We start from the raw sequence: 19193 nt of genomic DNA, 5'->3' as shown, positions 1-19193 counted from the left end.
TCCGTCTGCTTGCTGAGCCGTCCTGTGCTTGGTGCCGCCCCGGTGTCGGGGCGTGGCTCAGCGCTTGAGCACGCTGCCGTCGTCGTCGAGCAGGGGATAGGAGCCCTGTTCATCGTGGGTCTCGGGACCGACCAGGGCCGGCGAGAAGGTACAGATCACGGTCATGCCCTTTTCGCTCGACAGGATATGCTGCTGGTGCTTGTCGAGGGCGTAGAGCACACCGGGTTTGAGTTCCCACTTGCCGCCCTCGGTCAGGTCCTCGATCTGGCCCTCGCCTTCGATGCACAGGACCGTCTCGGTGTGGTTCTTGTACCACATGTGGAGTTCCTGGCCGGGCTTGATGTAGGTCTCGTGGACCGAATGCCCCATGCCGTCCTTGCGCAGGGTGTAGCGCCGGCTGATCCACTTGTCGTCCTCTACGGCTGACTTCTCCGCATCCTTGTGACTACGTACGATCATCGTTGCACCTCCTTTGGCGGATGATGGCGGTCTCCTTCGCCGCCGTCTCGATGGGGGCCGGGGGCCGTCCTGTGGTGGCTTTCCTGGTGCGAGCCTCCCGGTCCACGCAAGAAGTGGTGGGGACTGGCTTCATGCCAGTCGTTTCGCCAGCAGTCGGGTAGTTGTTGCGCTTTCTGGTGGTCGAGCAAGGCGCCGACCTCCAGGCTGTCGACTTGCCATACCCGGGTGGCGGTGGCTGGGCCCTCGAGCAGGTGCTCAGGGCGCAGCTCGCCTGGGCCTGCCAGGCCCATGGTGCCGATCATGTCGAGGCAGGCGTCCAGGGTGGCCCGATGGAAGCGCTGGACGTTGTCGGCCTTGCTGTCGACATCGATGGAGCGACTGCGGGCCGGATCCTGGGTCGCCACTCCGGTGGGGCAGGTGTTGGTGTGGCAACGCTGGGCCTGGATGCAACCCAGGGTAAACATGAACGGGCGCGCGGCGTTGCAGACGTCGGCGCCCAGCGCGAACTTCTCGACCATGTCGATGGCAAGTGCCACCTTGCCGCTGGCGATCACGCTGATTTCGTCGCGCTTGCCGATCCCCTTGAGGCAGGCGTCGATGATCGGCAGTGCCTCATCGATATAGCGGCCCACATGGTCGGCGTACTCCGCCGGTCCCGCGCCGGTGCCGCCCTCGGCGCCGTCCACGGTGATGAAGTCCGGCTGGATGCCACTTGCCAGCATGGCCTTGCACATCGCCAGCATGTCCCGGGTGTGGCCGAGGCACAGCTTGATGCCCACCGGCTTGCCGCCGCTCAGATCGCGCAGGCGCTGGATGAACTGCATCAGTTCCAGCGGGGTGGAAAATTCCGGGTGGGCCGCCGGTGAATAGCAGTCTTCCCCCACCGGGACCTGGCGTGTCTCGGCGATTTCCTGGTCGACCTTGGAGCCGGGGAGCATGCCGCCGTGTCCCGGCTTGGCGCCCTGGGACAGCTTGATCTCGATCATCTTGACCTGTTCCTCGCGGGCCTTGGCGCTGAACGCTTGCGGGTTGAAGCGCCCGGCCTGGTCGCGGCAGCCAAAGTAGCCGCTGGCGATCTGCCAGATCAGGTCACCGCCGTGCCGTTGGTGATAAGGACTGATGGCGCCCTCGCCGGTGTCCTGGGCAAAGCCGCCGCGCCTGGCCCCTAGGTTGAGGGCGGTGATGGCCCGTCCTGACAGGGCGCCAAAGCTCATGGCCGAGATATTGAGCCGTGAAGAGCGGTAGGGGTGGTGGCACTGGGGGCCACCGATCGTCACCCAGGCTTGCTGCGGGTCGACGCGAGTGGGGATCATGGCGTGGGCAATCTGGCGACGCCCCTGGCGCAGCACGTCCTGGCGGGTGCCGAAGGGGGCGGTGTCGCTGCGTCCCTCGGCCCGGGCGCCGATGATCTGGCGCTGTTCGCGATTGAACGGCCGGCCGCTGGTCTCCGATTCGAAGAAGTACTGGCGCAGTTCCGGACGCAGAAATTCCATCATGTAGCGCAGATGGCCGACGATGGGGTAGTTGCGCAGCACGTTGTGGCTGGAGCGCAGGTCCAGCACGCCGACCACCCCCAGCGCCGCCAGTGGTAGCCACCACCAGAGCTGTTGCGGGGACGTCGGTAGCCAAAAGATGCCGAGCAGGCCTACTGCCAACAGATAACCGATCAGCAGTAGCCGAGGTGAACCAAGCATGAGCGCAGATCCTTTGCGTTCAGAACCTGCCTCAATGTTATACAAACATTATGCACTGTATGCAAACAGCGCCATGCTTGGCCCTTACTCCTTCAACCAGCGAAAAGCGCGGGCGAGAAAGTCGCTGGCGTCATTCTCGATGATCTCGCCGTGGGCCATGATGATTCGAGCGGGCCGCCAGGAGAGCAGGGTGCGTAGATGTTCGCTCGCCAGGTAGCGTCGGCCGAGGAAGCTCAGTCGCCACTCCAGCGGCATCCTGCCATCCGGCGCCAGGATGCCCGAGAGCCTGGCCAGTCGACGCTGCAAGGGCGTCAGGGAAGCAGGGGGGAGATTGCCGATAAGATCGGCCACGATCAGGCTGCGGCTGGAACGATGCAGGAAAACCGCTTCCTGCATGCGCGATGAGCCGGTGAACAGGCACTGGTCGATATCGTCACCCCAGAAGCGGTTGGGCGTGCCATCCAGGGTGCTTTCGAACACCAGGTCGCCGCGCTTGGCGATGACTTCCCGGGTGCCGAAACTGCGAGCCATCGGGTAGGCCATCTGCCATTCGCGCATGAACAGGTGGTGACAATGGTTGGGAGCGATCAGGAAGTGTACCTGGCCCAGCTCGTCGAGGGCGTCACGCAGTGGCTCGGTCAGCGGGACGGGGCTGTGGACCCACAGCCGGTTGCCGCTCAGGCGTACCACCACCATGCGTGTCGGATAGGGCAGCAGCTTGCCTCTGATGACGGGCCCATCCGCTATCCATAGCTCAGGCGCCGTTGCCTTAAGTGGTGGAGAATCGTTCGAGAGTGTCACGCTCTTGTTCCTGCGCTTGATGACATCTCTCGAATATAACCTCTTTGCGATAGAGTTGCTGCATGTGACTGGCATGTAAACGACAACACCGAGGCATGCCTCGGTGTTGACACAGGAAACGTGATGTTACGTCGGGCGCTGCGGTGAGCGTCAGACGTTGAAGCGGAAGTGCACCACGTCGCCGTCCTTGAGCACGTAGTCCTTGCCTTCCAGGCGCCACTTGCCGGCGTCCTTGGCACCCTGCTCACCGTTCAGGCTGACGAAGTCGTCATAGGCCACCACTTCGGCGCGGATGAAGCCCTTCTGGAAGTCGGTGTGGATGACACCGGCGCCTTCCGGGGCGGTGGCGCCGACCTTGACGGTCCAGGCACGCACTTCCTTGACCCCTGCGGTGAAGTAGGTCTGCAGACCCAGCAGGGCGTAGCCGGCGCGGATCACCCGGTCGAGGCCGGGCTCTTCCATGCCCATCTCGGCCAGGAACATCTCGCGTTCCTCGTCATCGAGTTCGGCGATCTCGGCTTCCAGCTGGTTGCACACGGGAACCACCACGGCGCCCTCGGCCTCGGCGATGCCCTTGACCACGTCGAGGTAGGGGTTGTTGTCGAAGCCGTCCTCGTTGACGTTGGCGATGTACATGGTCGGCTTCAGGGTCAGGAAACCGAAGTTCTTGATCTGCTTCTTCTCGTCATCGCTCAGATCGAAGCTGCGCAGCGGCTGGCCTTCGGCCAGGTGCGGCTGGATCTTGTCGAGCACCGCCTTGGTGGCAATGGCGTCCTTGTCGCCGCCCTTGACCACGCGAACCAGGCGCTGGATGGCCTTCTCCACGGTGTCGAGGTCGGCCAGGGCCAGCTCCAGGTTGATGGTCTCGATATCCGCCGCCGGGTCGACCTGGTTGGCCACGTGGATGACGTTGTCGTTGTCGAAGCAGCGCACCACGTGGGCGATGGCCTGGGTCTCGCGGATATTGGCGAGGAACTGGTTGCCGAGACCTTCACCCTTGGAGGCACCGGCGACCAGGCCGGCGATATCGACGAATTCCATGGTGGTGGGCACCACCTTCTCCGGCTTGACGATTTCGGCGAGCTTGTCGAGGCGCGGGTCCGGCATGGGGACGATGCCGACATTGGGCTCGATGGTGCAGAACGGGAAGTTCTCTGCATCGATGCCGGACTTGGTCAGGGCGTTGAAGAGGGTGGACTTGCCGACGTTGGGCAGACCAACGATGCCGCAGTTGAATCCCATGGGTGGTTCCTGAAGGCGTGAAGTGAAAGAAGTCGGCGCACAGTGTATGACGTCGGGCCAGGCGGGGACAGCCCGGGCGGTGCAACCACCTGCTGTCCTGGTTGGCGCCCGCCGGGTCAGGCAGAGTGGCTGTGCAGGCGGTTCATGGCCTTGGCCCAGTCGCCGGATAGCGCCTGGGGCAATGTCGCCAGGCACTCGATCAGGGCGCCGTCGATGGCCTCGCGCTCGGTCTTGCCGGGGCGGCCCAGCACGTAGTTGGTGACCAGCTTGGCGCTGCCGGGATGACCGATGCCGATGCGCGCACGATGGAAGGACTTGTCGTTGCCCAGGGCGCTGATGATGTCGCGCAGGCCATTGTGGCCGCCGTGGCCGCCGCCCTGCTTGTAGCGCGCGCTGCCGGGGGGCAGGTCGAGCTCGTCGTGGGCGATGAGCATCTCGTCGGGGGCCAGCTTGAAGAAGTTGGCCAGCGCCGCCACCGAGGCACCGGAGCGGTTCATGTAGGTGGTCGGCACCAGCAGGTGCAGGTCGCTGCCTTCGACAAAGGCCTTGGCGTAGAGGCCGAGAAACTTCTTCTCCGGGCGCAGCTCGGCGCTGGACTGACGCGCGACTTCCTCCACCAGCCAGGCGCCGGCGTTGTGACGCGTCGCCTCGTACTGGGTGCCAGGGTTGGCAAGGCCGATCAGCGCCTTGATCCTTGTCATGGTGGTCTCTCCGGTCAGCGGTGCGGGGCAAGCGCTTTGCTCAGGGCCTTGGCGACGAGGCCATGGGCAAAGCCCTCGGAAACGAAAAGGGCCACCGCAGTGGCCCCTGAATCCGGCAGAAAAGGATTACTCCTTGTCGCCTTCTTCGTCTTCGTCCTTGGCGTCGTCCTTCGCTTCCTCGGCAGCTTCTTCGCTGGCCTCGGCGGCGGCGGCTTCTTCCTCGGCGATTTCTTCCTCGGACTGCATGACCTTGGCCTTGGTCACGTTGACGATGGCCTGGTCGTGCTCTTCACCGTGGCTCAGCTCGACGATGGTCACACCAGCCGGGACCTTGAGGTCGGACAGGTGCAGGGTGCTGCCGATCTCGAGGTCAGCGATGTTGACCTCGAGGTAGTCGGGCAGGTCCTTCGGCAGGCAGCTGATCTCGACTTCGTTGGCCAGCTGGTGCAGTTCACCGTCCTGCTCCTTGATGGCCTTGGACTCGTCCTGACCGACCACGTGCAGCGGAACGCGCATGGTGATCTCGTGAGTCGCATCGACGCGCAGGAAGTCGGCGTGGGTCACCAGCGGCTTGTACGGGTGGCGCTGAAGGTCACGCACCACGACCTGCTGGGACTTGCCGTCAACCTCAAGGTTGATGACGGAAGAGAAGAAGGCTTCGTCTTCCAGCGCCTTGTAGAACGCAGTCTTGTCGACGGCGATCGGCTGCGGCGTCTTTTCACCACCGTAGATGATGGCGGGGACTTGCTGGTTCGCACGACGCAGGCGGCGGCTCGCACCTTTCCCCAGGTCGTTACGAACATTGGCGGTAAGTTTGTAGTCAGACATGAAATTGCCTCTTGGCTAAAGTAAGGAAGCCACCGAGCCCGCGACCAGACCTCGGTGGTTCCAGATGCCCCGGTTGTCGGGGCGCGTTTCCCGCGCGATATGTCGCTTAGTGGAACATCGCGCTGACGGATTCCTCGTTGCTGACGCGGCGGATCGCTTCGGCGATCAGGCCGGCCACGCTGAGCTGGCGGATACGTCCGCTGCGACGAGCGGTGTCGGACAGCGGGATGGTGTCGGCCACCACCACTTCGTCCAGCACCGACTCGGAGATGTTGTCCACCGCAGGGCCCGACAGGATCGGGTGGGTGGCGTAGGCGACCACGCGCTTGGCGCCGTGTTCCTTGAGCGCTTCGCCCGCCTTGCACAGGGTGCCGGCGGTGTCGATCATGTCGTCCACCACCACGCAGGTGCGGTCCTGGATATCACCGATGATGTGCATCACCTGGGCCTGGTTGGCCTGGGGACGACGCTTGTCGATGATCGCCAGGTCAGCGTTGAGCTGCTTGGCGATGGCACGGGCACGGACCACGCCGCCGACATCGGGGGAGACCACGACCAGGTCGTCGTAGTTCTGACGCTCGATGTCGTCGAGCAGGATCGGCGAGCCGTAGACGTTGTCCACGGGCACGTCGAAGAAGCCCTGGATCTGGTCGGCGTGCAGGTCCATGGTCATGACCCGGTCGACGCCGGCCTTGACCATCATGTCGGCCACGATCTTGGCCGAGATCGGCACCCGGGCGGAGCGCACGCGGCGATCCTGGCGGGCGTAGCCGAAGTAGGGCACCACCGCAGTGATACGGGTGGCCGAGGCTCGGCGCAGGGCGTCAACCATCAGGATCAGTTCCATCAGGTTGTCGTTGGTCGGTGCACAGGTGGACTGCAGGATAAAGACATCCTTGCCGCGCACGTTCTCGTTGATCTCGACCGCGACCTCGCCATCGCTGAACTGGCCGACCGTGGCATTACCCAGTCGGCTGTCCAGGCTCTCGGCGACCTTACGGGCGAGTTCGGGGTTGGCATTCCCGGCGAAAACCATCAATTTTGACACGCGCAGCCACCTTTGCTGTGTTGGGTCTTCAGTGTGAGCCTGGGGGAGTGAGTCCAGGACTCAGAAGGAAGTTGGCTGGGGTAGGAGGATTCGAACCTCCGCATGGCGATACCAAAAACCGCTGCCTTACCGCTTGGCTATACCCCAGCATACGTCCTGCCTCACGCGGGCAGGGCGTCGAGGAGAGGCGATCGATTCAGGCCCAGGGCCTTGAAGGCGTGCCAGGTCGGCTGTTGGCATCGGACATCGTCCAGCAACTGGACGGCCTCGGCCTCCGACTCCAGACGGGCAAAAACGCACGCGCCGGTACCCGTCAACATTGACGGCGCCCGGGCGTTGAGCCAGTCCAGGGCACGAGCCACCTCAGCATAGGCTTGCCTGACGGTGTCCTCGCAATCGTTGCGCCAGCTTGACGCTCCCCCCTTGAGTGCGCGCGCCATGGTAATGGCGGGGGTGTCCCGTGTCAATTCCGGCGCAGTGAACACGGCAGGGGTGGAGACCGCCACACCCGGGTGCACGACCACGAACCAGGGGGTGTCGAGTGCCACCGCGACAAGGCGCTCGCCGACGCCTTCCGCCCAGGCGGCCTGGCCGTGGACGAATACCGGCACATCGGCGCCCAGCGTCAGGCCCAGTTCGGCCAGACGCCGGGTCGTCAGTTCCAGGCCCCACAGATGATTCAGCCCGACCAGCACGCTGGCAGCGTCGCTGCTGCCACCGCCCAGGCCACCCCCCATGGGCAGGCGCTTGGTGACGCCAAGATCGGCACCGAGCGCGCAGCCGGTCTCGCGCTTGAGCAGGTCGGCGGCCCGCCATAGCAGGTTGGCCTCGCGGGGTACGCCCTCGAGACGGTCTGTCAGGGTTATCTCACCGTCCAGGCGCAGGCGCAGGTGGATATCGTCACCGTGGTCGAGGAACTGGAACAGCGTCTGCAGCTCGTGGTAGCCGTCGTCGCGACGGCCGACGATATGCAGCATGCGATTGAGCTTGGCCGGCGCCGGCAACGTCAGGGTCTGCTGCGCGCTGGCATCGGAAGAGAAAGAGGTGTCGGGCATGGGGGAGTCTATAAAGGGTGCTGTCCAGGGATCGGCTGACCGAAGTGATGGCGATCGGTGACTGGGGGCGGCGCCTGCCATCGGCGACCGGGATCGATGATGGCTCTCGTTGCTTCTCTCTATAGGGAGCTTGCTGCAAGGAGCACGTCGACAGGAGGCTGAGGGCGATGGTGCTTCATTTTACCCGGGAGACAGGCTCCCGCCATCTGGGGCGGGAGCCGGCGCGACTACTGTTCCAGTGGCTGCCACTGGTTCACCACCAGGGTGGCGCGCAGGTCGTCATAGGTCATGACCAGCCGGTTGGGTAGCCAGGTGCCGTTCACATCCTTCCAGCCGCGATAGTCGATCTCCCAGCCGTCCTGTTCCAGTGAAGCGGGGAAGCCGAGTTCGTCGTCGGTCATCTCGAAGTCACTGTCGTCGGCGGGCAGGCCGCGCACCCAGTCGGTGAGGCTCGAGACCGGCAGCGACCAGCCCAGGCGCTGTTCCATCAGGGCTTCGGGGCTGTCGGCCTCGAAGCGACCCTCGCTGGTGGTCAGCGAGACGCGACCGTCGCGTCCTTCCAGGGTACTGCGGCCGGCGCCCATGGGGCCGGTGACCAGCAGGCGATAGTGGTAGGGGGTCTGGCGCCAGTCGAGGTTGGCGCTGGTGGATTCCTGCGGAGTGCGCAGGCCCACCTTTCCGGTCAGGTTCCAGGAGGTGAAGGCTTCCACCTGTTCGGTCTGGGCTTCCCAGTCACCGGCCTGGCGCTCCTGGCGCGGCTCGGTGACGCTCTGGGAGGTGGCGCAGCCGGCCAGCAGGCCGAGCCCCAGGGCGGCGGCGGTCAGGCGAAAACAAGACATCATCGCGGGGTCCTTGCGGGTAGTGGTCGTGGTGTCGGGGCGGTCAAGGCGCTGTTGCCGTTGGCTCAGGCCTGATTTCGGGGCGCCGATCGAGGAGATCGACGATCAGCGGACGCTCGGGGAAGCGTTGCTGGGCTTCTTGCAGCAGCTCGCGTGCGCGCTGCTTCTGGCCCAGATCCCACAGCACCTCGATCAGGTGGGCGGCGACCTCCTGATCGGCGATCTCGCGCCAGGCGCGCTCGATCCAGGGTAGCGCAACCTCCGGTTTGCCCTCACGGTAGGCGACCCAGCCCAGGCTGTCGAGGATGGCGGGGTTGCCCGGCGAGAGCTCGTAGGCCCGCTGGATCAGTCGCCTGGCCTCGTCGAGGTCATCCGGGTCGCCGGCATCGGCCAGGGTGTAGCCGAGCGCATTGAGCGCCACGGCGTTGTCCGGCTGCTGTTCGACCAGGGTGCGCAGATCCTGTTCGGAGGTGTCCAGGTCGCCTTCGCTCCAGGCGCGCATGGCGCGGAAGTAGCGCAGGTCGCCATCCTCGGGGCTGCGCGCCAGCTCGCGGTTGAGCAGCGCTTCGGCCTCGGGCTCGAGACCTTGCTGGTCGAGCAGTTGCACTTCGGTGATGACCAGGCCGGTATAGGCGTCGTCGTGACGCAGCCGCTCGACCCGTAGAAAGGCCCGGGCGTCCAGCAGCCGGTCGGCCTCGATCAGCATGCTGGCCGCGCGCTGACGCGACAGCAGGAAGTCAGGGCCCGGCGGTACCCGGCGATAGTAGAGCAGGGCGTTGTCGACCTCGTCTTCCTGCTCGGCGATGCTGCCAAGCAATAGATAGAGGGCGCTGGGTGCCTGGGGATCATCGACCAGCGGCAGCAGCAGCCGGCGCGCCGGGTCGTGGTGGCCTTCTTCCAGATAGAGCTGAGCCAGGCCGACCCGCAAGAGGGGGTTGTCGCCACGGGTCTCGAGCAGGGTGTCGGTGCTGCTCTCGGCCGACACCAGGTTGCCCAGGCGAATGTCGGCACGCGCCATCAGCAACAGAAAGCGGGGGTCGCCGGGAGAGAGGTTGAGGCCGCGTTTGGCCGCCAGGCGGGCCTGGTGGTACTTGCCGGCGTCCAGGGCGATGCGTGATTCGGCGAGAATCCGCTGGGGGTTATCGCGACTGTTGTTTCCCAGTGCGGCAATTCGTCGCTGGGCGCCCTCATGATCCCCCTGGGCCGAGTCGGTCAGGGCCAGCGCCAGGCGCAGGTCGTCTTTCCTCGACTCGGGTAGTGTGGGCTCGTCGAGCGCCTGTTCGAGAGTGCCGGCGAGCGTCACCGGATCGCCGCCGCTGGACAGGGCGGTATCGACGAAGCGCGTGATGTCGGTGTCGTCATCGGCCGCGATCAGCCGCTGTTTCAGGGCTTCGTCCCAGTTGCCGCGACCACCGGCGAGGTTGCCCAGGATCTGGGCGGCCACCGGCGCCTCGGGCGCCAGCTCCTGCCAGCGTCGCGCGGCGCGTTCGATCAGGGCGGTGTCATCGGTGAAGCGTGAAGCCAGGGTGGCGCGTTCGACCAGGGCAGCGGAGTGATAGCGCTCGGCTGCCTTGAGGTAGCCTTCGGTGGCGCGTCGATAGTCGCCCCGCTGACCGGCCATTTCGGCAATCAGCAGCGTCGACAGGCCGTCGGCATCGAGTCCACGGGTGATCGGTGGAGCACCGGCCATGGGGTCAGCCTGTGACGCGCTGCCTGGGCTGTAGGAAAAGCTCTGACAGCCGGCGAGCCACGCCGTCAGTGACAGGGTGGCCAGAGTGCAGGTCAGCTTTCCGTGGCGCGCGTTCGGGGGCATTGAGGCGTCATCTTCTCCATGAGAATTCTCAGCATAACGGCTTGGCGAGTCTTGGCAAAGGTCAATGCCCGGGGGAGCGAGGTCAGAGCTGCCTATGGTAGGATATGCGCCTTGCAGGAGCGGCCTGGTTGGCCACTCCGGACATCATCTGATGAAGACGTCGAACGCATGACCCTGCTTGCCCTTGGCATCAACCATCGAACCGCGGCCGTCGAGGTGCGCGAAAAGGTGGCCTTTGGCCCCTCGCAACTCACCCGGGCGCTCTCCGAGCTGCGCGCGCTGCCGAGTGTGCATGAGGCTGCGGTGCTGTCGACATGCAATCGCACCGAGCTTTATTGCGTGACCGAGTCGAGCGGGGAGAGCGAGGTGCTCGACTGGTTGAGTCGGTTTCATGCATTGCCCCGCGAGGACCTGCTGCACTGCGCCTACCACTATCTGGAAGGCGACGCCGCGCGCCATCTGATGCGCGTCGCCGTGGGTCTCGATTCCATGGTGCTGGGCGAACCCCAGATCCTGGGCCAGCTCAAGGATGCTTACCAGGCGGCCAGGGACGCCAGCGGGCTAGGTGGGGAGCTGGAGCGGCTCTTCCAGCATACCTTCGCGGTGGCCAAGCAGGTGCGCACCGAGACCGCCATCGGCGAGAACCCTGTCTCGGTGGCCTACGCGGCGGTCAGTCTGGCCAGTCGAATCTTCGACGATTTCTCGCGCGCCAGGGCGCTGTTGATCGGTGCCGGCGAGACCATCGAGCTGGTGGCGCGCCACCTGCATGAAGCCGGGGTGCACCAGTTGACGGTGGCCAACCGCACCCGCGAGCGGGCCAGTGCCCTGGCCGGCAGCCTGGGCGGTCAGGCCATCAGCCTCGACGAGATCCCCGTCGCCCTGGAAAAGGCCGACATCGTCATTTCGTCCACCGCGGCGCCCTTGCCGATTCTTGGCAAGGGCATGGTCGAGCGGGCGCTCAAGCGTCGCCGCCACCGTCCGGTGTTCATGGTCGATATCGCCGTGCCGCGCGACATCGAGCCAGAGGTCGGCGAGCTCAGCGACATCTTCCTTTATACCGTCGATGACCTGCACGAGGTCATCGAGGAAAACCGACGTCACCGCCAGGTGGCGGCGGACCAGGCCGAGGCGCTGATCGAGCACGGCGTGACCCACTGGCACAAGGAGCGCCGGGTGCGCGGGGCCGGCGAGGTGATCCGCGACGTGCGTGCCAAGGGTGAACGGCTGCGTGACGAGGCCCAGACCCAGGCGCTGGAGCGCCTGGCCAAGGGTGAGGATCCCGAGGCCGTGGTGCGTCGCCTGGCCCACCAGTTGACCAACCGCCTGATGCATCAGCCCACCCTGGCCCTGCGTGGTGCCGCCGCCGATGAGCGCCAGGACCTGCTCGAGGCTGCCGTCGAACTGCTGCTGGGCGAGCCCGAGTCCCGGAACTAGCCGGGCCTGGCTTGACCGCAATGCGCCTTCTTACATGATTTCAAGGATTTGCCGATGAAAGCTTCTCTGCGTGAGCGCCTCGATGCCTTCGTCGACCGCTTCGAGGAACTCTCTGCCCTGTTGTCGGAGCCCGACGTGATCAGCGATCAGCCACGTTTTCGCGACTATTCTCGCGAATACGCCGAGCTCGAGTCGCTGGTCGACGCCTGGCGCCGCTATCGTGGCGTCGAGGAAGACGTGGCCACCGCAGAGCAGATGGCCGAGGACGCCGACGCCGACATGCGCGAGCTCGCCCAGATGGAGCGCGAGGAGGGCGTGGCCAAGCTCGAGGAGCTGGAGGCCGAACTCAAGCGTCTGCTGGTGCCCAAGGATCCCGATGATGGGCGTAACGTCTTTCTCGAGGTGCGCGCGGGAACCGGCGGTGACGAAGCGGCGCTGTTCGCCGGCGACCTGTTTCGCATGTACTCGCGCTACGCCGAGAACCATGGCTGGAAGGTCGAGGTGGTCAGTGCCAGCCACGGCGAGCAGGGCGGCTACAAGGAGATCATCTCTCGGGTGAAGGGCGAGGGCGTCTACGCCCGGCTCAAGTTCGAGTCCGGCGCCCATCGCGTTCAGCGGGTTCCCGCCACCGAATCCCAGGGCCGCATCCATACCTCGGCCTGCACCGTGGCGGTGATGCCCGAGGCCGACGAGGTCAGCGACATAGACATCAACCCGGCCGACCTGCGGGTGGACACCTTTCGCTCCAGCGGCGCCGGCGGTCAGCACGTCAACACCACCGACTCGGCGATCCGCATCACCCACCTGCCCAGCGGTGTGGTGGTGGAGTGTCAGGAGGAGCGCAGTCAGCACAAGAACCGGGCCAAGGCGATGTCGCTGCTGGCGGCGCGGCTCAAGCAGTCGGCCCAGGACAGTCAGCGCCAGGAGCAGGCCGACGCCCGTCGCTCGCTGGTGGGCTCCGGCGATCGCAGCGAGCGCATTCGTACCTACAACTTCCCCCAGGGGCGGATCACCGATCACCGCATCAACCTGACCCTGTACAAGCTCAACGAAGTGGTCACCGGCGACGGCCTCGACGAGGTCATCGACCCGCTGATCCACGAGTATCAGGCGGAGCAGCTCGCCGCTCTGCAACAGGACGGCTGATGCGCTGTGATGTGCTGATCGCCCGGGCGACCCGCCGCCTCGAGGCCGCCGGCAGCCCGACGCCGCGACTCGACGCCGAGGTGCTGGCCATGGCGGCGATGAAGGTCGATCGCACCTGGCTCTACACCTGGGGCGACAAGCCCATGGCGACGCTGGCCCGGGCCCGCTTCGAGGCCTGGGTGGCGGCGCGTGCCCAGGGCATGCCGGTGGCCTATCTGACCGGCGAACGCGAATTCTGGGGACTGGCCCTGGCGACCTCGCCCAGCACCCTGATTCCCCGCCCCGACACCGAGACCCTGGTGGAGGCCGCGCTGGCCCGGGCCGATGCCAAGGGTGATACCAAGACCGGTGCCTTGCTCGACCTGGGCACCGGTACCGGCGCCATCGCCCTGGCGTTTGCCAGCGAGCGCCCCGGCTGGCGGGTCGAGGGCGTCGATCTGTCCCCTGAGGCGGTGGCGCTGGCGCGGCGCAACGCCGAGCGACATGGTCTGGCGGTACGATTTCGCCAGAGCGACTGGTTCGATGCGCTCGATGACGAGCGCTTCGACCTGATCGTGGCCAACCCGCCCTATATCGACCCGCAGGATCCTCACCTGGGGCAGGGCGATGTGCGCTTCGAGCCAAGCTCGGCGCTGGTGGCCGCCGACCATGGCCTGGCCGATCTGTTTGCCATCGCCGAGCGCGCCCGGAGCTTCCTCCAGCCGGGCGGCTGGCTGTTGATGGAACACGGCTACGAGCAGGCCGAGCGGGTGCGAGAGCATCTTGAAGCGCTGGGCTATGTTCGCTGCGACAGCGTGCATGACCTGGGGGGCCACCCTCGGGTGACGCTGGGGCAGTGGGGCATGCAACGTTGAAGCCGGGACTGGAGTCTGTTGGGGGCATGTGATACTGATTATCAGTAAAATGTTTTGCCACCAAGCGATTGGGCGCGAGAGATTGTCGTGAAATGCTTTGCGACCAGGCCTTTTTGGTCGATTCTTTCCTTGCGTGCCCCTCGCCGTCAGACCAGCGTTCAGGACCACAATGAAAACCAAGAACCGCTCCCTCGACCGTATCGATCTGAAGATTCTGCGTTGCCTGCAGGAAAACGCCCGGGTGTCCTATGTGGACCTCGCCGCCCAGGTGGGGTTGTCCACCACGCCGTGTCTGGAGCGCGTCAAGCGCCTCGAGCGCTCCGGGGTGATCCGTGGCTACAAGGCGATCCTCAACCCGCGCATGCTCAAGGCCAATCTGCTGGTGTTCGTCGAGATCAGCCTGGAGACCCAGTCTCCGGCGGTGTTTGACGAGTTCCGTCGAGCTGTGTCGAAGCTGCCGCAGATCCAGGAGTGCCACCTGGTGTCCGGGCAGTTCGACTATATTCTCAAGTGCAGAATTCCCGAGATGTCCGCCTATCGTCAGCTGCTTGGCGACGTGGTGCTGACCCTGCCCGGGGTCAAGGAATCCAAGAGCTACGTGGTGATGGAAGAAGTGAAGGAAGATTTTGCCCTGCACGTGCCGGATATCGAAGAGTTCGAGGACAAGTGAGTTTTCATGAATGACCAGGACCTGCTGCGCTACAGCCGCCAGATCATGCTTCCCCAGGTGGACATCGAAGGCCAGGAGCGCCTGCTGGCGTCGCGCGCACTGATCGTCGGTGCCGGTGGCCTGGGCTCGCCGGTGGCGCTGTACCTGGCCGCCGCGGGAGTCGGACAGCTGACCATCGCCGACGCCGATGTGGTCGAGATCTCCAATCTGCAGCGCCAGATCGCCCACCAGGAGCAGGACCTGGGACGCAACAAGGCCCTGTCGGCCGCCGACTCTGCCATCGCCCTCAATGCAGGCTGCCGGGTCAGCGCCATCGAGCGCCATCTGGACGCCGAGGGGCTGGTCCAGGCGGCGCGGGAGGCGGACGTCATCCTCGACTGCACCGATCGCTTTTCCAGCCGCTACGCCATCAATGCCGCCAGCGTCGCCGCCGGGGTGCCGCTGGTCTCCGGCGCTGCGATCCGCTTTTCCGGGCAGTTGGCGGTGTTCGACCCGCGTGACGAGGCGAGCCCCTGCTACGCCTGCCTGTATCCGCCCGATGACCAGGGTGACGAGGCCCTGTCCTGCGCCGAGAGTGGCGTCATCTCGCCGCTGGTGGGGCTGATCGGCTGCTTCCAGGCGCTGGAGGCGGTCAAGCTGTTGTCCGGGGCCGGCACGCCCCACCGGGGGCTTGCCACCTTCGACGGCCTGAGTGGCGAATGGCGTCACTATCGGCTGGGGCGCGATCCGCGTTGTGCGGCCTGCACAGACCGGGGGCGGTCCGGCGGAGCAAGCGCGTGAGCCGGCAGAGCCCGGTCACCGACTTCGATATTCGTCTATTGCGGGTGTTCAAGGCGGTGGCCGAGTGCGGTGGATTTTCCGCCGCCGAGAACGAGCTTGGCATCAGTCGTTCGGCCATCAGCCTGCATATGGGCGACCTGGAAAAGCGCCTGGGGCTCAAGCTTTGTCGGCGGGGGCGGGGCGGCTTCGCCCTGACCGAGGAAGGACGGGAGGTGCTGGAAGGGGCCCGTCGTCTGCTGTCGGGACTGGAAGCCTTTCGCACCGAGGTCAATGCGCTGCACCACAGCCTGCGCGGCGAACTCAATATCGGCATCACCGATACCCTGGTCAGCTCACCCGAGATGCGTATCACCCATGCCCTGGCAAGCCTCAAGGCCCAGGGCCCAGAGGTGCGCATCAACATGCACATGGACCCTCCCGGCGAGATCGCCCGCGGGGTGCTCGACGGACGCCTGCATGTCGGTGTCGTTCCGGCGGTCAACCTGCCTGCCAGCGTCGATAGCCAGGCGCTCTACAGCGAACGCTCCGGGCTTTACTGTGGCCGGGGGCATCCGCTGTTTGCCGAGCCATCGACGGCGCTGGAGGCGCTGGGCGGGTGGCAGGCGCTGGGGCAGTGGGACGCAGTGGTACCGTCCTATCCGCTGTCGGAAGCCGGCCGTGAGCGCCATGTCGGGCTCAAGCCCAGCGCCACCGCGTCCGACCGGGAAGGCGCGGCCTTTCTTATCCTGACCGGGGCCTACATCGGCTATCTGCCGGATCACCACGCCAATCTCTGGGTCGCGCAGGGTAGGCTGCGCGAGCTGTGCTCCGAGAGTGCCGCCTACGAGACGCCCTTCGTCGCCATCACCCGCCGTGACCGCCGCCCCCATCGGGTGCTGGAAGCCTTTCTGGCGGCGCTGGGGAAGAGCGATGCGGGTGTGTCAGGCGACTGATGGCGCCTCCTGGATCTTTGATCAAACCGCCAACGTCTTCGCTTCGCTGACATGATGTCTCGCTTATACTCTTGGCGATGAAACGAGAGACTGACGCTCTGTCATTGCTCTGCGTTGAGTTTTCCACGTCTGGCATCTTGGATTCGAGCGCTTCCGGGCGAGCCGGCTTACGTTCGAAGCGTGAGCGTCGCCAAGGCAACTTCCATCGAGCGGGATGCGTGACGTGAAGTGTTGATGTTGGTGCGTCAGCCGCTTTAGGTATCGAATCGCTGACGTTGAAGTCAGGAATTTAGTGTTATTGGATACTTGACGCCTGGTGGCGAGAAAGTGGCACACTGTCGGTGTCACCTTCATGCGAAGGTGCGAGATTCAATAACAACAAGCGCATTGCGCAACCAATACGGACTCTCTATGACAGATTCCTCCACGTCCGAGGCCGCCTCCTGGTACCGCGATTCCGTCCGGGTCGAGCTGTTGCCGACACCCAGGCTCGAGGGCGACATTCGCGCTGACGTCTGTGTGATCGGGGCCGGGGTGACGGGCTGTTCGGCGGCGCTGCATCTGGCCGAGCAAGGCTACAAGGTGGTGGTGCTGGAAGCCCATGACGTCGGCCATGGCGCCTCCGGTCGCAGCGGCGGCCAGATCCTGCCCGGGCTCGGTACCGACATGGACACCGTGGAACAGGCGCTTGGCCTGTCGGCGGCCCGCGATATCTGGGAAATGAGCCGCGAAGCGGTGCGCCTGACCGCACAGCTGGTCGAGCGTCACGCCATTCCCTGCGACCTTGCCTGGGGCTACCTGCATGCGGCGGTCAAGCCGCGCCATGTGCGCGAGTTGCGCGCCTTCCAGGAGACCATGGCGCACAAGTACGACTACCAGGCGCTTGAATGGCGCGAGGGCGAGTCGCTGCGCGAACATGTGGTCACCGACGCCTACCCGGCGGCCCTGTGGGAGGCCGAGGGCGGGCACCTGCATCCGCTCAACTATACCCTCGGTCTGGCCAGGGCCGCCCAGCAGGCGGGGGCTATCTTCCACTCGCACAGCCCGGTCACCGCGGTGACCAAAGGCGAGCCTGCACGGGTGAAGACCGCCGCCGGAGAGGTCACCGCCGATAGCGTGGTGGTGGCGACCAACGCCTACGGCATCGACCTGTTGCCGGAGATGCGCGGGCGCATCATGCGCTGTGCCAACTACATGATCGCCACCGAGCCGATGAGCGAGCAGCAGGCGGCCCAGGTGCTGCCGAAGAATGACGCCCTGGCCGATGCCAATTTTGTGCTCGACTACTATCGGCTGTCGGCGGATCGACGCCTGATCTATGGCGGTGAAGTCAGCTACGACGGGCGCCCGCCCAAGGGGCTCGAGGCGCGCATCGACGGCAAGATCCGGCGCCTGTTCAAGGTGCTCGACGATGTCGAGATCGCCTACCGCTGGGGCGGTGACGTGGCCATCACGCTCAATCGCGCCCCGGACTTCGGCAGACTGGCCGCCAACCTCTACTATGCGCAAGGCTACTCCGGTCATGGCATGGCTATGGCGGGACTGGCCGGCAAGTTGCTGGCCGAGACCATTGCCGGGCAGAGCGAGCGCTTCGACGTCTTTGCCGCCATGCCCCATCGTCGCTTCCCCGGCGGTCGCCTGTTGAGAACACCGCTGTTGCTGCTGGCCACCCACTTCTACAAGCTTCGCGATCGGCTGTGAGCTGCCGACAACGACGAGGAATGCCCCTATGACCGAGACCTCCACCGCCGAGCGCCACTCACAGCGCCGGGATGAGCCCCATGATGGCGCACGCCCGGGCGTCGATGCCGCCGGCTCCGAGCGGACCGCCTCCGCGATCCATATGCAGGGCCTGCACAAGCGCTTCGGTGCCAGTACGGTGGCGCTCGATGGCGTCGATCTGACCATCGAGGCCGGCGAGTTCTTTACCCTGCTGGGCCCATCGGGCTGTGGCAAGACCACGCTGCTGCGCATCCTGGCGGGTCTGGAAGACGCCGATCAGGGACGCCTGACCATCGGTGAGCGCGACGTCACCGAGGTGGCGCCGCACCATCGCAGCGTCAATACCGTGTTTCAGTCCTACGCGCTGTTTCCCCACCTGTCGGTGCGCGACAACTTGGCCTTTGGCCTCAAGATGCGCGGTGTCGATCGTGCCGAGCGCGAGGCACGGGTCGAGCGCATCGCCGAGTTCATCCAGTTGGGCGATCTGATCGATCGGCGCATCGATCAGCTCTCCGGCGGACAGCGTCAGCGCATCGCGCTGGCCCGGGCGCTGGTCTGCGAGCCCGACGTGCTGCTGCTGGACGAGCCGCTGTCGGCGCTCGACGCCGGCCTTCGGAGCCAGCTACAGGTCGAATTGCTGAGGGTGCAGAAGCGCCTGGGCATGACCTTCGTCTTCGTGACCCATGATCAGGACGAGGCCATGGTGATGTCCGATCGCATCGCCGTGCTCAATGGCGGGACCATCCAGCAGGTGGGGCCACCTCGGGAGGTCTACGAGCGCCCGGTCAATGCCTTCGTCGCCCGTTTCATGGGCCATGCCAACCTCTATCCGATCAGCGCGCGACAGGGCCAGCGCGTGACCACCGAGCTTGGCGAGCTGGAGCTCGAGCCCGATCTCGACACGCCACAGCAGGGAGGCGGTGAGCTGTTGCTGATTCGCCCCGAGACGCTGGACGTGCGTCTGGGTCGTCATCAGGGGGTGAACCACCTGGTCGGGCGGATCACCGAACGGCTCTATCGTGGTAGCCACGCCGAGTTCCGTCTCGCGGTCGGTGACACCACCCTGCAGGCCACCATCAACAATCGCGGGCGCCGACTGCCCGAGGTCGGTGACGAGGTGACCCTGGTGGTCGCCCCGGAAGACCTCGTCACCGTGGCCAACTGAGGGGGCATGT

At 65.5% G+C, this 19193-nt stretch carries 18 protein-coding genes and 1 tRNA gene; 8 read left to right on the top strand and 11 right to left on the bottom strand.

Going from position 1 to position 19193, the window contains the following annotated elements:
- Positions 1 to 57: 57 nt before the first annotated feature.
- The 11 genes from NFH98_RS12770 to NFH98_RS12720 form a co-directional block, all read right to left on the bottom strand.
- Positions 58 to 459, bottom strand: coding sequence for an ectoine synthase (locus NFH98_RS12770; protein WP_213229688.1), 402 nt, complete (start codon positions 457 to 459; stop codon positions 58 to 60).
- Positions 456 to 2153 carry an FMN-binding glutamate synthase family protein gene (locus NFH98_RS12765; RefSeq protein ID WP_349622800.1) on the bottom strand — a complete coding sequence of 566 codons (1698 nt, stop codon included), beginning with the start codon at positions 2151 to 2153 and terminating at the stop codon, positions 456 to 458. Before NFH98_RS12765 ends, NFH98_RS12770 begins: the two co-directional genes overlap by 4 nt.
- A gap of 84 nt (positions 2154 to 2237) precedes the next feature.
- Positions 2238 to 2954, bottom strand: coding sequence for a DUF4336 domain-containing protein (locus NFH98_RS12760; protein WP_349622799.1), 717 nt, complete (start codon positions 2952 to 2954; stop codon positions 2238 to 2240).
- Positions 2955 to 3104: 150 nt separating this feature from the next.
- Complete coding sequence (gene ychF / locus NFH98_RS12755) at positions 3105 to 4196, bottom strand: redox-regulated ATPase YchF (RefSeq protein ID WP_349622798.1); 1092 nt, start codon at positions 4194 to 4196, stop codon at positions 3105 to 3107.
- A 116-nt stretch (positions 4197 to 4312) separates the two neighbouring features.
- Positions 4313 to 4897 (bottom strand): aminoacyl-tRNA hydrolase, encoded by a 585-nt coding sequence (gene pth / locus NFH98_RS12750; RefSeq protein WP_108132918.1) that lies wholly within the window; start codon positions 4895 to 4897, stop codon positions 4313 to 4315.
- Positions 4898 to 5023: 126 nt separating this feature from the next.
- On the bottom strand, positions 5024 to 5725 hold the full coding sequence (locus NFH98_RS12745; protein WP_213229692.1) for a 50S ribosomal protein L25/general stress protein Ctc: 702 nt from the start codon (positions 5723 to 5725) through the stop codon (positions 5024 to 5026).
- 106 nt (positions 5726 to 5831) lie between these two features.
- Positions 5832 to 6773 carry a ribose-phosphate pyrophosphokinase gene (locus tag NFH98_RS12740; RefSeq protein ID WP_181248623.1) on the bottom strand — a complete coding sequence of 314 codons (942 nt, stop codon included), beginning with the start codon at positions 6771 to 6773 and terminating at the stop codon, positions 5832 to 5834.
- Positions 6774 to 6845: 72 nt separating this feature from the next.
- Positions 6846 to 6920: transfer RNA gene (locus NFH98_RS12735), tRNA-Gln, on the bottom strand.
- Between the two features lie 14 nt (positions 6921 to 6934).
- Entirely contained in the window at positions 6935 to 7828 is an 894-nt protein-coding gene (gene ispE, locus NFH98_RS12730; protein WP_108448939.1) for a 4-(cytidine 5'-diphospho)-2-C-methyl-D-erythritol kinase, read from the bottom strand.
- Positions 7829 to 8055: 227 nt separating this feature from the next.
- Positions 8056 to 8670 carry a lipoprotein insertase outer membrane protein LolB gene (lolB, locus tag NFH98_RS12725; RefSeq protein ID WP_108132915.1) on the bottom strand — a complete coding sequence of 205 codons (615 nt, stop codon included), beginning with the start codon at positions 8668 to 8670 and terminating at the stop codon, positions 8056 to 8058.
- A gap of 40 nt (positions 8671 to 8710) precedes the next feature.
- On the bottom strand, positions 8711 to 10480 hold the full coding sequence (locus tag NFH98_RS12720) for a tetratricopeptide repeat protein (protein WP_349622797.1): 1770 nt from the start codon (positions 10478 to 10480) through the stop codon (positions 8711 to 8713).
- Positions 10481 to 10648: 168 nt separating this feature from the next.
- Between NFH98_RS12720 and hemA the strand changes: the two genes are divergently transcribed.
- The 8 genes from hemA to NFH98_RS12680 all read left to right on the top strand — a co-directional run bounded on the left by hemA (position 10649) and on the right by NFH98_RS12680 (position 19183).
- Positions 10649 to 11914 (top strand): glutamyl-tRNA reductase, encoded by a 1266-nt coding sequence (gene hemA / locus NFH98_RS12715; RefSeq protein WP_213229693.1) that lies wholly within the window; start codon positions 10649 to 10651, stop codon positions 11912 to 11914.
- A 54-nt stretch (positions 11915 to 11968) separates the two neighbouring features.
- On the top strand, positions 11969 to 13060 hold the full coding sequence (gene prfA, locus NFH98_RS12710) for a peptide chain release factor 1 (RefSeq protein ID WP_045995160.1): 1092 nt from the start codon (positions 11969 to 11971) through the stop codon (positions 13058 to 13060).
- Complete coding sequence (gene prmC / locus NFH98_RS12705) at positions 13060 to 13914, top strand: peptide chain release factor N(5)-glutamine methyltransferase (RefSeq protein WP_213229695.1); 855 nt, start codon at positions 13060 to 13062, stop codon at positions 13912 to 13914. The genes prfA and prmC overlap by 1 nt, the downstream gene beginning before the upstream one ends.
- Positions 13915 to 14083: 169 nt before the next feature.
- Positions 14084 to 14584, top strand: coding sequence for an Lrp/AsnC ligand binding domain-containing protein (locus NFH98_RS12700; RefSeq protein ID WP_045995158.1), 501 nt, complete (start codon positions 14084 to 14086; stop codon positions 14582 to 14584).
- A 6-nt stretch (positions 14585 to 14590) separates the two neighbouring features.
- A complete protein-coding gene (locus NFH98_RS12695; protein ID WP_213229697.1) occupies positions 14591 to 15364 on the top strand; it encodes a HesA/MoeB/ThiF family protein in 774 nt (257 codons plus the stop codon).
- On the top strand, positions 15361 to 16296 hold the full coding sequence (locus NFH98_RS12690; protein WP_231498652.1) for a LysR family transcriptional regulator: 936 nt from the start codon (positions 15361 to 15363) through the stop codon (positions 16294 to 16296). The genes NFH98_RS12695 and NFH98_RS12690 overlap by 4 nt, the downstream gene beginning before the upstream one ends.
- Positions 16297 to 16707: 411 nt before the next feature.
- Positions 16708 to 17997 (top strand): NAD(P)/FAD-dependent oxidoreductase, encoded by a 1290-nt coding sequence (locus tag NFH98_RS12685; protein WP_213229701.1) that lies wholly within the window; start codon positions 16708 to 16710, stop codon positions 17995 to 17997.
- Between the two features lie 28 nt (positions 17998 to 18025).
- Positions 18026 to 19183 (top strand): ABC transporter ATP-binding protein, encoded by a 1158-nt coding sequence (locus NFH98_RS12680; protein ID WP_213229703.1) that lies wholly within the window; start codon positions 18026 to 18028, stop codon positions 19181 to 19183.
- Positions 19184 to 19193 lie beyond the last annotated feature (10 nt).

Origin of the sequence: Halomonas sp. H33-56 (assembly GCF_040147035.1) — a bacterium.
In the GTDB taxonomy this organism is placed as follows: Bacteria; Pseudomonadota; Gammaproteobacteria; order Pseudomonadales; family Halomonadaceae; genus Halomonas; species Halomonas litopenaei.
The sequence above is the reverse complement of the archived record's forward strand: the minus strand, read 5'-3'. Positions and strand labels throughout refer to the sequence as shown.

Bases quoted from the DNA above. Each gene is read 5' to 3' on its own strand.
- NFH98_RS12770 (WP_213229688.1), bottom strand. From the start codon at position 459: ATGATCGTACGTAGTCACAAGGATGCGGAGAAGTCAGCCGTAGAGGAC.
- NFH98_RS12765 (WP_349622800.1), bottom strand. From the start codon at position 2,153: ATGCTTGGTTCACCTCGGCTACTGCTGATCGGTTATCTGTTGGCAGTA.
- ychF (WP_349622798.1), bottom strand. From the start codon at position 4,196: ATGGGATTCAACTGCGGCATCGTTGGTCTGCCCAACGTCGGCAAGTCC.
- pth (WP_108132918.1), bottom strand. From the start codon at position 4,897: ATGACAAGGATCAAGGCGCTGATCGGCCTTGCCAACCCTGGCACCCAG.
- NFH98_RS12745 (WP_213229692.1), bottom strand. From the start codon at position 5,725: ATGTCTGACTACAAACTTACCGCCAATGTTCGTAACGACCTGGGGAAA.
- ispE (WP_108448939.1), bottom strand. From the start codon at position 7,828: ATGCCCGACACCTCTTTCTCTTCCGATGCCAGCGCGCAGCAGACCCTG.
- lolB (WP_108132915.1), bottom strand. From the start codon at position 8,670: ATGATGTCTTGTTTTCGCCTGACCGCCGCCGCCCTGGGGCTCGGCCTG.
- NFH98_RS12720 (WP_349622797.1), bottom strand. From the start codon at position 10,480: ATGCCCCCGAACGCGCGCCACGGAAAGCTGACCTGCACTCTGGCCACC.
- hemA (WP_213229693.1), top strand. From the start codon at position 10,649: ATGACCCTGCTTGCCCTTGGCATCAACCATCGAACCGCGGCCGTCGAG.
- prfA (WP_045995160.1), top strand. From the start codon at position 11,969: ATGAAAGCTTCTCTGCGTGAGCGCCTCGATGCCTTCGTCGACCGCTTC.
- prmC (WP_213229695.1), top strand. From the start codon at position 13,060: ATGCGCTGTGATGTGCTGATCGCCCGGGCGACCCGCCGCCTCGAGGCC.
- NFH98_RS12700 (WP_045995158.1), top strand. From the start codon at position 14,084: ATGAAAACCAAGAACCGCTCCCTCGACCGTATCGATCTGAAGATTCTG.
- NFH98_RS12695 (WP_213229697.1), top strand. From the start codon at position 14,591: ATGAATGACCAGGACCTGCTGCGCTACAGCCGCCAGATCATGCTTCCC.
- NFH98_RS12685 (WP_213229701.1), top strand. From the start codon at position 16,708: ATGACAGATTCCTCCACGTCCGAGGCCGCCTCCTGGTACCGCGATTCC.
- NFH98_RS12680 (WP_213229703.1), top strand. From the start codon at position 18,026: ATGACCGAGACCTCCACCGCCGAGCGCCACTCACAGCGCCGGGATGAG.